This window comes from Stenotrophomonas sp. MH181796 (genome assembly GCF_009659995.1).
In the GTDB taxonomy this organism is placed as follows: domain Bacteria; phylum Pseudomonadota; class Gammaproteobacteria; order Xanthomonadales; family Xanthomonadaceae; genus Stenotrophomonas; species Stenotrophomonas riyadhensis.
Genome location: NZ_RAHU01000004.1, coordinates 21,442 through 33,359 on the forward strand (window position 1 = coordinate 21,442; position 11,918 = coordinate 33,359).

Below are 11,918 nucleotides of genomic sequence, written 5' to 3' on the forward strand. Positions count from 1 at the left end.
CGCGTGATGCCGGGTGGCGCCGGGCCATGCCCGGCCAATACAGCGGCGTCGATCAGGCCCCGCCCTGGATGTTGGCCTTCACTGCGGGCTGCATCAGTTTCGGTTCTTCCAGCGTGGCATCGCGGGCCTGTCGCACGCTGACGAACTCCGCCTCGGCCACACCGTCATGCACGTGGATGTTGTGCGCGCGCTGCTCGCCGATGGTGGTTTCGTTGGCGAGGTCGCGACCGCCCGGGCCGTAGTCGTGGCAGACGAACACGCGGGTGGCCTCGGGCAGGGCCAGCAGTCGCTGGATCGAGCGGTACAGCTGCGCTGCATCGCCACCCGGGAAGTCGCAGCGCGCGGTGCCGCCGTCAGGCATGAACAGCGAGTCGCCGGTGAACAGCGCGTCGCCGATCAGGTAGGCGATGCTGTCGCTGGTGTGCCCGGGCACGGCGATCACCTGGCCGCGCAGTTCGCCGAGGGCGAAGGTCTCGCCATCGCTGAACAGGTGGTCGAAGATCTCATCGGACGCCGGAAGCTGCAGGCCATAGCGCGGTGCGAACGTGGCCTGCACCGAGCGGATGCCTTCGCCGATGGCCAGCGTGGCCTGCGGGAAACGATGCTTCAGGCGGCGCCCGGCCGACACATGGTCAGCGTGGGCATGGGTTTCCAGCAGCCAGCGCAGCTGCAGGCCTTGTTGCTCGATGGCCTGCAACGCGGCATGCAGCGGCGCTTCACTGCTGGCGTCGGTATCCGGGTCGTAGTCCAGGACCGGGTCGATCAGCGCTGCCTCGCCGCTGGCCGGGTCGCTGACCAGGTAGCTGAAGGTGTTGCTGTCACGGTGGAAGAACGACTGCACCTGGACCGACATCGGAACTCTCCTCAGCGCGCGCCGAGCACGCGGTTCAGCAACTGCGCCAGGTTCTCACCGGCCAGTCGCAGCTGCGCTTCGGCCAGCGGCCGGTAGCGCTCGGTGTACTCGTCACCGATTTTACGCGTGGCCGGATAAACGCCAGCTTGCATGGAGATGCGGCAGCTGGCCTCGGCCCACGTCTGCGGGTCGCGCTGCGGGTTGGACTGGCGCGCCAGCTTCGGCGCGCGCTGGCTCTGCAGCAGCGGCAGATAGCCTGCGTCATCCAGCTTGCGGGTGTTGAGCATGCCGCTGTCCCACAGCGAGTGCAGGTTGGTACCGCGGTTGCCGAACTGCAGCTGGAAATCGTTGCCGCCCTTGTCGTGGGCGTAACCGGCGTGCATCGGCTGGTGGATGTCGCCGACCAGGTGCACGACGAACTTCAGTGCCTGCAGGCGCTCGCCGTCGGTCAGGCTGCGGTCGCCGAGGATGGCGCTCTGGGCCTTCAGGGCCTCGACGATGCAGTTGCCGTTCTTGCAATGCTTCGGTGCTTCGTAATGGCAGTTGTCCTCGGCGATGTTGACGTAGTGCCAGCCGGCCGAGCGACGGCCCAGGCCCGGGTCCTTGGCACGCAGCTGGTCGGCCCACGGCGCGATGCTGGCCAGGGTGGCATCCGGTTCGATGGCCAGCAGGCGGTCCACTTCAGCGCGGGCGGTGGGGGTGAGGCGGGCGTCGGCGACTTCGGCGACCAGACGGTGGCCTTGCGCGCCCCAGGCATGGGCGGGGGCGGAGAGGGACAGCAGGGCCGGCGCCAGGGCGGCGGCGAGGAAGAGGGAGTGCAGGGCTTTCATGCGCACATTCTAGCGGGGTAGGTGGATTGAAGAGCGGCGCGTTCCTGTCTGCTGGGGCGGGCTGCAGCGCCTGCCCCTGCAGCCCCCATCCAACATGGCAGCGAAGGCGGATGCAAACGTCAAAGGCAACATCAAAAGCAAATGCAGGATCAAAACCTGCCGCTCGCAACTGCAGACACCCACTACCCCTTGGAAGTACGCGGCTTGTCCTCGCCTTTGCTTGAGCTGGCGCGCGCAGATGGGAAGGGTGGAGAGGGTGGGGTGATCGGGACCGTTCGCCGCATGGATGCGGCGATCGAGCCTACAGGGCCGTATTTACGGCGTGTCCCGATCACCCCACCCTCTCCACCCAATTCCAGATGCCGGTGCCTTTCGCGCAAACAAAAAAGCCCCGGCAATCACCGGGGCAACATGCTGCGAGGGTTTTGCTGGTAGCGGGGGAGCGGGGGCGAAGCCCCCGCGCTCAACACACCGCTTAGAACTTGAAGACGTACGACGCGCCGTAGACCAGCGGATCGATGTTGACCGTGCCGATCTTCTCGCCGTTCAACTTCACCTTGCTGTCGATGTCGATCCAGCGCATGTCCACGCGCAGCGCGCCCTTCTCGCCGATCGCGAAGTCCACGCCCGCATGCGCGGCCAGGCCCCACGAATCCTGCAGCTTCAGGCGGCTGTCCTTCAGCGCACCGGTGGTGTCTTCGCTGAAGAAGGTCGTGTAGTTCACGCCCGCACCGATGAACGGCGACACCTTGCCCTTGCTGTTGAAGTGGTACTGCACGGTCACCACCGGCGGCAGCTGCTTGGTGCTGCCCACGCGGCCCAGGCCATTGATGTTGATGTCGTGCTTGAACGGCAGCGCGGCCAGCACTTCGATGCCCAGGTTGTCGGCGATGAAGTACTCACCGGTGATGGTCGGCTTGACGTCGTTGTCGACGTCGACCTTCAGGGTGTGGTTGGCCAGCCAGCCGTTGTTCGACTTCGGCGCCACCTGGTGGATGCCGGCGGAGAGCGTCCAGTCGCCCTTGGACTGGGCCATGGCCGGGGCGGCGGCGAGGGACAGGGCGGCGGCCAGGCTGGCCACGATCAGGGGGGACATCTTGCGCATGGGGGTGTTCTCGTTGCTGGGTGGATGGCGACAGTCTCGGCCTCACGCCGCGCTAACGCTTTGATCCGGATCAAATCCTGTCCGCCAGCCCGCTGCGGGCCCCGGCCGGCCCACGGTGGCCAGCCCCGGTTTGCTAGACTTGTGGGCCCTATCCATCCCGCCGCACCCGTCGCGGCTGCAGGAGCTTGAGAACATGGCAATCAAGGTTGGTATCAACGGTTTCGGTCGCATCGGGCGTAACGTCCTGCGCTCGGCGGTGCTGAACTTCGGCGACGACATCGAAATCGTGGCCATCAACGATCTGCTGGAGCCGGACTATCTGGCTTACATGCTCAAGTACGACTCCGTGCACGGCCGTTTCAAGGCCGACGTGGCGGTGCAGGGCAACGACCTGCTGGTCAACGGCAAGAAGATCCGCCTGACCCAGGAACGCGACCCGGCCAACCTGAAGTGGGACGAAGTGGGCGCTGACGTGGTGCTGGAAGCCACCGGCCTGTTCCTGACCAAGGAAACCGCGCAGAAGCACATCGATGCCGGCGCCAAGAAGGTCATCATGTCGGCCCCGTCGAAGGACGACACGCCGATGTTCGTGTACGGCGTGAACGACAAGACCTACGCCGGCCAGGCGATCATCTCCAACGCATCGTGCACCACCAACTGCCTGGCGCCGCTGGCCAAGGTCATCAACGACAAGTGGGGCATCAAGCGCGGCCTGATGACCACCGTGCATGCGGCCACCGCCACCCAGAAGACCGTCGATGGCCCGTCCAACAAGGACTGGCGCGGCGGCCGTGGCATCCTGGAAAACATCATTCCGTCGTCCACCGGTGCGGCCAAGGCCGTCGGTGTGGTCATCCCGGAACTGAACAAGAAGCTGACCGGCATGAGCTTCCGCGTCCCGACCTCGGACGTGTCGGTGGTCGACCTGACCGTCGAGCTGGAGAAGGAAGCCACCTACGCCGAGATCTGCGCGGAAGTGAAGGCACAGAGCGAAGGCCCGCTGAAGGGCATCCTGGGCTACACCGAAGACAAGGTCGTGGCCACCGATTTCCGCGGCGAAACCTGCACCTCGGTGTTCGACGCCGACGCTGGCATCGCCCTGGACGGCACCTTCGTCAAGCTGGTGACCTGGTACGACAACGAGTGGGGCTACTCGAACAAGTGCCTGGAAATGGCCAAGGTCATCGCCGCCAAGTAAGGCCGGCGTAGATCGCAGACGGACCCCGGCCTGGCCGGGGTTCGTCGTTTATGGGGCCGGCCCTGTCGTAGCATGGGGCGGTCGACCGCTGCCGCTGGGGCGCGGGAACGCAATGGAAGCACGCAATGGAAGCACTGATAGCCCTGGTCGTACTGGTCCTGCTGGCCATCCCGCTGCTGCTGGTGGTGGCGCTGGTGATGATTGCCGGCCTGCGCCGCCGCGTCGCCGCGCTGGAAAGCGCCATGGCCGCCGCGCCTGCCGCTGCCAAGCCGGCGGCCGTCACGCCCGCGCCTGAACGGCCGATGGTCACGCCTGCGGCCAGTGCCGATCCACCGTTCCTGCGCCCGGTCGCTGCGGCTGCGCCGCAACCCCCACAACCGCCGGTGCGAGAGGCCCCGCCCACCGAGGCGCCTGCCCCCCGTCCTGCTGCGCCACCGCCGGTACCGCCGGCGCCGGTGCAGCCGCCGTTGCCGCCAGAACCGGTGCTGCCGAATTTCATCGAGCGCGGCGTCGGTGCGGTCAAGCGCTGGTTCACCGAGGGCAACGTGCCAGTCAAGATCGGCATGCTGGTGCTGCTGGCCGGTGTCGCCGCACTGCTGAAGTACGTCAGTGACCAGGGCTGGCTGGTGCTGCCGATCGAGCTGCGCCTGGCCGGCGTCACCGTCGGCGCACTCGGCCTGCTGGCGTTCGGCTGGCACCAGCGCGAGCGCAGGCGCCTGTTCGCGCTGGCCCTGCAGGGCGGCGCCATCGGGGTGCTGCTGCTGACCATCTTCGCGGCCTTCAAGCGCTTCGACCTGATTCCCCCGGGCTTCGCGTTCGTCAGCTCCATTGCACTGGTGGCCGGGCTGTGCGTGCTGGCAGTGGTGCAGAACTCGCGCACGCTGGCGGTGCTGGGCATCCTCGCCGGCTTCATGGCACCGCTGTGGCTGTCCACCGGCAGCGGCAACCACGTGGGCTTGTTCAGCTACTACGCGGTGCTCAACGCCGGCATCTTCGCCATTGCCTGGTTCCGACCGTGGCGCGCGCTGAACCTGCTGGGCTTCGCCTTCACCTTCGGTATCGGTACGTTCTGGGGCGTGCTGCAGTACGCGCCTGACAAGTTCAGCAGCACCGAGCCGTTCCTGCTGCTGTTCTTTGCCTTCTACCTGCTGATCCCGTTGCTGTATGCACGCCGGCAGCCCGCCGGGCGGCGTGACCTGATCGATGGCAGCCTGGTGTTCGGTACGCCTTTGGTCGCGTTCTCGTTGCAGGCGGGCATGCTGTACCAGCAGCCGATGACGCTGGCGCTGTGCGCGCTGGCCCTGGCGGCGATCTACGCGGTGCTGGCACGTGCGCTGATCGCGCGTGCGTCGTACACCGTGCTGGCACAGTCGCACGCGGTGCTGGCGGTGGGCTTCGCCACGCTGGCGGTGCCGCTGGCCTTGTCGGCGCGTGCCACCGGCGCGGTCTTTGCGCTGGAAGGCGCTGGCCTGGCCTGGTTGGGCCTGCGCCAGAAACGCTGGCTGCCGCAGGTGTCCGGCGCGCTGCTGCAGATGGGCGCTGCGTTCGCCTTCGTGGCCGGTGGCGATCACTGGCATGAGGACCTGCGCTTCCTGATCAATCCGACCGCCATCGGGGCGCTGCTGCTGGCCCTGGCCGGCTTCGCGTCGGCCTGGAGCTACCAGCGCAGGTCCCGCCACGAGATTGCCCTGGTCTACTACCTGTGGGGCCTGCTGTGGTGGCTGGGTGGCCTGGTGCATGAGATCACCCGTTTCTTCCCGTACCGCACCGAAGTGGATGCATTGCTGGTGCTGGCTGCCGTCACCGCATGGCTGGCCGCCGAAGTACAGCGGCGCCAGCCGGCGCGTGCGCTGGGGGTGACCGCACTGGCGATGCTGGCGCTGGGCTTCCCGCTGGCGCTGTTGCAGAGCGACGCGCACCATCAGCCGTTCGCCGGCTACGGCGCGCTGGCCTGGGCGGTGTTCGCGGTGCTGGGCGTGCGCACGCTGCTGTGCCTGCGCCAGGGGGGCGACACCGTGGCGCGCATCGCGCAGTTCCTGTGGTGGCTGCTGTGGCCGTCGCTGCTTTCGCTGCTGGCCTTGTGGGGCGGTGGCGAGGCCGATCTGGCACAGGGCTGGACGACGCTGCTGGTGACCCTGCCGTGGCTGCTGATGGCGGCGTTGTCGCTGTGGCGCTGGAATGCGCTGCGCTGGCCGCTGGGTGCAGCGTTCGACCGCGTGCGTCAGCCGCTGCAGTGCGTGCTGTTCGGCCTGTTGTCGATCGGCTGGCTGTCCGGCCAGCTGCTGCCGGGCGATGCTGCGCCGCTGCTGTGGCTGCCGGTGCTGAATCCGGCGGAGCTCGGGCAGTGGCTGAGCCTGCTGCTGCTGGCGCGTTGGCTGTACAGCGATCAGGCGCCGCAGGCGCTGCTGGGTATCCGCATGCCGCTGCTGTCACTGGCAACCTTCGTCGCGCTGACCAGCGTTGTGCTGCATGGCGTGCATCAGTGGGGCGGCCTGTCGTGGAACGCGTCGATGATGCGCTTCAGCCTGGCGCAGACCAGCCTGACCGTGCTGTGGAGCGTGCTCGGCGTGATTGCCTGGGTGTGGGGATCGCGCCGTGGCCAGCGCGTGTTGTGGATGGTCGGTGCCGTGCTGATGGGCGTGGTGCTGGCCAAGCTGGTCATCGTCGATCGCCAGCACCTGGGCAACCTGCTGGGCATCGCATCGTTCATCGCCTACGGCCTGCTGTGCACGGTCGTGGGTTATCTGGCACCGGCACCGCCCAGCGCGGCGCCGTCCGTGGAGGAGAAGCAATGAGGAAGTGGAGCAGGGCGCTGCTGCCGGCGATGTTCGGCATGCTGGCCGCCGTCGTGGTGCAGGCCGCCGATTACCGCACGCAGTACGCCGAACAGTGGCCGCTGACGCTGTCCAGCGCACAGTCCGGTGCGTACAGGGTTGTTCTGGAGCCGGCGATCTATCGCCGTGCAGGTGCCGCCGATCTCGGCGATCTGCAGGTGTTCAATGCCGCTGGCCAGTCGTTGCCATCGGCGCTGCTGGCGCCGGACCAACCGCTGGCGCAGCCGCCGGTGCAGCGTGAACTGCCGTGGTTCGCGCTGCCGCCGTTGGCCGAGGCACAGCGCAATGATCTGCAGCTGCTGACCGAACGCGATACCGATGGGCGCGTACGCCGGGTCGAGGCGCGCGTGAGTGGTGGTGCGGTGGCGAATGGGCAGGGCGGTTGGCTGATCGATGCCAGCGTGCTCGGCCAGCAACCATTGGCGGCGCTGGTGCTGGATTGGGCCGACAGCGGACAGCCGCTGCAGGCGCAGGTGCAGCTGGATGCCAGCGACGATCTGCAGCACTGGCGTGCGGTCGGGCGTGACGTTCCGCTGGTGGATCTGCAGCGCGCTGGCAAGCGCCTGCTGCAGCGTCGCCTGCAGGTGAATGGCGAAGCACGTTACCTGCGTGTGCTGGCACAGGGCGATGCGCGCCTGCCGACGCTGCGCAGCGTGCTGGCCGAACTGCCGCCGGCACCGGCCACGCTGCCGTGGGAATGGCTGTCGCTGGAGCCGGTCTCGAAGGGCAAGGGCGAATACACCTTCGAACTCGATGGTCGTTTCCCGGTAGCACGCGCCGATGTGGCCAGCACCGACAACAGCCTGGTGCAGTGGACGTTGTTCAGCCGCGATGACGAGAGTGCCGAGTGGCAGCGCCGCAGTGCGCCGTGGATTGCGTACCAGCTGCAGCAGGGCACGCTGGGCCAGCGCCAGCAATCAGCGGCCCAGCCGCTGGGTAGCGTGCATCGTGACCGCTATTGGAAGCTGGTGGCGAACCCGGCGGAAACGGCGACCGCACCGACCCTGCGCCTGGGCTACCAGCCGGAGGTGCTGGTGTTCCTGAGCCAGGGGGCCGCGCCGTATGCACTGGCAGTGGGCAGTGCGACCGCGCGCCGCATGGAAGCGCCGATTGGTGTGCTGATCGAGGAACTGCGGCAGCGCAATGACCCGTCGTGGCAGCCGACGCTGGCGCGCCTGGAGGGCAGCCCGGAGCCGCTGGCCGGCGAGGCGGCGCTGAAGCCGCAGCGCGATTGGAAGTCGTGGTTGCTGTGGGCGTTGCTGGGGCTGGGGGTGTTGGTTGTTGGCGGCCTGGCGGTCAGTCTGCTTCGGCAGAAGCCGGCGCCTTCGGCGTAGGTTCCGGCGAACGGCGCAGCCCCTCGTGGGTGGGTTGGTCGTGTAAAGCAAAAGCATGAAGCCGCGCTTGGCCGGGCGGGTGGGCTGGGCAGGGGACGCCGTGAATCCGTCCCTGGAGCAACTGTGTTGAGAGATGGGCCTCGGCCCCTCCGACAGTCACGCACGGTAGTGCCGGCCGCTGGCCGGCAGCCTCTTGGAGCGCGCACGGGGCTGGCTTCAGGCGGGGATCGATCCGCCTTGAGCGTCGCGCACCCGGGCGTTGAGAATCACCAGCATCTTCCGCATCACCGCCACGATGGCTACTTTTCCTTCCTTGCCTCGGGCTCGCAGCGACTGGTAGAAATCGCGCAGTCGAGGTTCATGCCGCATGGCCGACATACTGGCCATGTAAAGCACCTGACGGATCTCGGCCCTGCCGCCATGGATGCTTCGTTTGCCACGCATGGTTCCGCTGTCGTGGGACATCGGGGCCACCCCGACCAAGCTGGCGATGCGCTTGCCACTGATCCTGCCAAGCTCTGGCAGATAGCTGACCAGTACCGCCTGCAAGCCCGGGCCGACGCCCTTCATCGACTTCAGGACAGCCAGTTGAGGCTGCTGCGCAACCTGCTCGGCAATCTGCTTTCCCAGGCGCCCAACTATCCCCTGCAGGCGGCTGATGTTGGCTTGCAGCAGTCGGCGCAACTCACGATCGGTCACCATCTCCTGCTGCTGCCGCGCTACGGTCAGGGCTTCCATCGTCTGTCGACGTGCCCGTACGAATTCCCGCATTTTCTGCTGCCAAGGCTCCAGCGGTTGGTAGGTGGGCAGTTTGACCAGGGCCGCCATCTGCGCCAATGCACAGGCATCCAACCGGTCGGTCTTGGCCATCTGACCCAACCCCTGGGCCAGCCTACGGGCCCGCAGGGCATTGGCGCGGACCACCGGATGACCGGCGTTGTGCAGGAAGTTCAGTACTGACTGTTCGTAGCCACCGGTGGCTTCCAGCACAATCTGGCTCGCCGGATGTTTCCTCAACCAGAGATCCAATTCAGCAAAACCCGAAGCGCTATTGCTGACCTGCAGGATCTCGCCGTTCGTCGTGCCGACATCCAGTTGGCGCTTGCTGACATCAATCCCGATCCCGTTCATCACCGGACTCCGTATAGTCTGGAAGGGTCGAGAGCTCCCCCCGCTTGCCCAGTCTTATCACTGCGAGTGTCAGCTCCAGCAACTGTTCGGGCGGATCAAGGGAGATTCCGGCGTGGGCGCCAAGCTCCATGGCGATCGTCGAGATCCAGGCTTACACGGCGGCCCACGCCGGCTCTCGGCACCTACGCTGCCAGATTCCGATCAGATAAGGCTTAGCCGCGCCATCCATGGCGCGGATACCCCTGCCCAGCCCACCCGCCCGGCCTCTGACAATTTCCGGGTGCGTCCACCCACGGAAGAAAAAAGAAGAGCAGAAGCAAAAGCAAAAGCAGCTTGGCTGTGCGCTTCTTGTAGAGCCGAGCCCACGCTCGGCTGCTGTTCGCGGAGACGGCCATCGGGGTCAGATCCGTTTTCCGCAGGAAAACGGATCTGACCCCTTCTTTCTCCATCCGACATCAGAAACTGCTTTTGCCTTTGACATCCGCATCACCTCATGAACCTGTCGAGGCCGGGGTGGTGTGGGCTGGCAGGGGTGTCCGCGGCATGGATGCCGCGGACAAGCCCCCAAGGACGGGTTTACGGCGTCCCCTGCCAGCCCACACCGCCCCGGCCCACCCACAGCATCACAAGGCGCCAGCGCTTTGGCTCTCGCAGTTGCAGTTGCGCCTCTGCCTGCCGCAGGCATCGGCCCTCCCACCACCCGCACCCGATACAATGTCCGTCTGCCGTACCCCGGCATCCCGTCCCTGAGCCAAAGAGTTGCCCATGTCCATCGTCCGCATGACCGACCTCGACCTCTCCGGCAAGCGCGTGCTGATCCGCCAGGATCTGAACGTGCCGATCGAGAATGGCCGCATCACCTCCGAACAGCGCATCACGGCTTCGCTGCCGACGCTCAAGCGCGCGCTGGAGCAGGGCGCGGCGGTGATGGTCACCTCGCACCTGGGGCGCCCGAAGGAAGGTGTGTGGAGCGAAGCCGATTCGCTGGCGCCGGTCGCCCAGCGCCTGTCCGAGCTGCTCGGCCGCGAGGTTCCGCTGGTGCGCGACTGGGTCGACGGCGTCGACGTGCAGCCGGGCCAGCTGGTGCTGCTGGAAAACTGCCGCATGAACGTCGGCGAGGGCAAGGACGATGAAGCCCTGTCGAAGAAGTACGCCGCGCTGTGCGATGTGTTCGTGATGGATGCCTTCGGCACCGCACACCGTGCACAGGCCTCCACCCATGGTGTCATCCGCTTCGCCCCGGTCGCTGCCGGTGGCCCGCTGCTGATGGCCGAACTGGATGCGCTGGCGCAGGCGCTGGATGCACCGGCCACGCCGCTGCTGGCCATCGTCGCCGGCAGCAAGGTCAGCACCAAGCTGGAACTGCTGGCCAACCTGGTCGGCAAGGTCGACCAGCTGATCGTCGGTGGCGGCATCGCCAACACCTTCATCGCTGCCGCCGGCTACAACGTCGGCAAGTCGCTGTACGAGCCGGACCTGCTGGACACCGCGAAGAAGATCGTGGCCGATGCCAAGGCGCGCGGCGCCGACATCCCGCTGCCGGTCGACGTGGTCACCGCCAAGCAGTTCATGCCGGATGCGGTCGCCGAGGTGAAGGCGGTCGACGCCGTTGCCGAAGACGATCTGATCCTGGACATCGGCCCGCAGACCGCAGCGCAGTACGCGCAGCTGATCGAGAAGGCTGGCACCGTGGTCTGGAACGGCCCGGTCGGTGTGTTCGAGTTCGAAGCCTTCAGCAAGGGCACCGAAGCGCTGGCCCGCGCCATCGCCAGCTCCAAGGCGTTCTCCATCGCCGGTGGCGGTGACACGCTGGCGGCGGTCGACAAGTTCGACATCGCCAAACAGGTCAGCTACATCTCCACCGGCGGTGGTGCGTTCCTGGAATTCCTGGAAGGCAAGACCCTGCCGGCGGTGGCCGCACTCGACGCGCGCGGCGCATGAGTGCCGAGCGCAGCAAGGATGTCCTGTTCTTCGACCTCGATGGCACGCTGATCGATTCGCAGGTGGGCATCACCGCCTGCATCGCCTACGCGCTGCAGAAGATGGACCATCCGGTGCCGCCGCAGGAGACGCTGCTGGGCTGGATCGGTCCGTCGCTGCGCACCACCTTCGCGCCGCTGTTCATTGAACCGGCGCGGGTGGAACAGGCGGTGGGCTACTACCGTGAACGCTTCGACGCCGAGGGCTGGCGCGAGCACACGGTGTACCCGCAGGTGGAAGACACCCTGCGCACGCTGCATGGGCGTGGCCACCGCCTGGCGGTGGTCACCGCCAAGAACGAGCCGCATGCGCGCCGCATCCTGGCCCACCTGCCGTTCGGCGGACTGTTCGAGGAAATCGTCGGTTCGACCCTGGACGGCTCGCGCAGCCACAAGCCGGAACTGGTGGGCGAGGCATTGCGCCGCCTTCAAGTGCAGCCGGCGCAGTGCTGGATGATCGGCGATCGCCGCATGGACATCGAAGGCGCACGCCACCACGGCCTGCGCAGTGTCGGTGTGCTGTGGGGCTTTGGCGGTGAGGCCGAGCTCATCGAAGCCGGTGCCGGGCAGCTGGCGCACGCGCCGTCGCAGTTGGAAACGCTGCTGGCCTAGTCCCCTGCAGAGCCGAGCCCATGCTCGGCTCTGCAGAACTCC

Annotated in this window: 9 protein-coding genes; 5 read left to right on the forward strand and 4 right to left on the reverse strand. The window is 66.9% G+C overall.

Annotated features, from left to right (window positions below):
* Positions 1–52 precede the first annotated feature (52 nt).
* The 3 genes from D5301_RS10465 to D5301_RS10475 form a co-directional block, all read right to left on the reverse strand.
* Complete coding sequence (locus D5301_RS10465) at positions 53–853, reverse strand: MBL fold metallo-hydrolase (RefSeq protein WP_153855650.1); 801 nt, start codon at positions 851–853, stop codon at positions 53–55.
* A gap of 11 nt (positions 854–864) precedes the next feature.
* A complete protein-coding gene (locus tag D5301_RS10470; protein WP_110713424.1) occupies positions 865–1,683 on the reverse strand; it encodes a S1/P1 nuclease in 819 nt (272 codons plus the stop codon).
* 475 nt (positions 1,684–2,158) lie between these two features.
* Positions 2,159–2,788, reverse strand: a complete 630-nt coding sequence (locus tag D5301_RS10475; RefSeq protein ID WP_110713419.1) for an OmpW family outer membrane protein — start codon at positions 2,786–2,788, stop codon at positions 2,159–2,161.
* A 193-nt stretch (positions 2,789–2,981) separates the two neighbouring features.
* On the opposite strand from D5301_RS10475, the gene gap reads away from it, so the two are divergent.
* From gap to D5301_RS10490, 3 genes are all read left to right on the forward strand, one after another.
* Entirely contained in the window at positions 2,982–3,986 is a 1,005-nt protein-coding gene (gene gap / locus D5301_RS10480) for a type I glyceraldehyde-3-phosphate dehydrogenase (protein WP_005414333.1), read from the forward strand.
* A gap of 125 nt (positions 3,987–4,111) precedes the next feature.
* Positions 4,112–6,781 carry a DUF2339 domain-containing protein gene (locus D5301_RS10485; RefSeq protein ID WP_153855651.1) on the forward strand — a complete coding sequence of 890 codons (2,670 nt, stop codon included), beginning with the start codon at positions 4,112–4,114 and terminating at the stop codon, positions 6,779–6,781.
* On the forward strand, positions 6,778–8,154 hold the full coding sequence (locus D5301_RS10490) for a DUF3999 domain-containing protein (RefSeq protein ID WP_153855652.1): 1,377 nt from the start codon (positions 6,778–6,780) through the stop codon (positions 8,152–8,154). The genes D5301_RS10485 and D5301_RS10490 overlap by 4 nt, the downstream gene beginning before the upstream one ends.
* Positions 8,155–8,370: 216 nt before the next feature.
* On the opposite strand, the gene D5301_RS10495 is transcribed toward D5301_RS10490, so the two are convergent.
* Complete coding sequence (locus tag D5301_RS10495; protein ID WP_153855653.1) at positions 8,371–9,285, reverse strand: IS110 family transposase; 915 nt, start codon at positions 9,283–9,285, stop codon at positions 8,371–8,373.
* A 765-nt stretch (positions 9,286–10,050) separates the two neighbouring features.
* Between D5301_RS10495 and D5301_RS10500 the strand changes: the two genes are divergently transcribed.
* The gene (locus tag D5301_RS10500) at positions 10,051–11,226 is read left to right on the forward strand and encodes a phosphoglycerate kinase (protein WP_110713414.1); all 1,176 of its coding nucleotides are present in this window, start codon (positions 10,051–10,053) and stop codon (positions 11,224–11,226) included.
* Positions 11,223–11,876: an HAD hydrolase-like protein gene (locus D5301_RS10505; protein WP_110713412.1), complete on the forward strand. Its 654-nt coding sequence runs from the start codon at positions 11,223–11,225 to the stop codon at positions 11,874–11,876. Before D5301_RS10500 ends, D5301_RS10505 begins: the two co-directional genes overlap by 4 nt.
* The last annotated feature ends 42 nt before the right edge of the window (positions 11,877–11,918 follow it).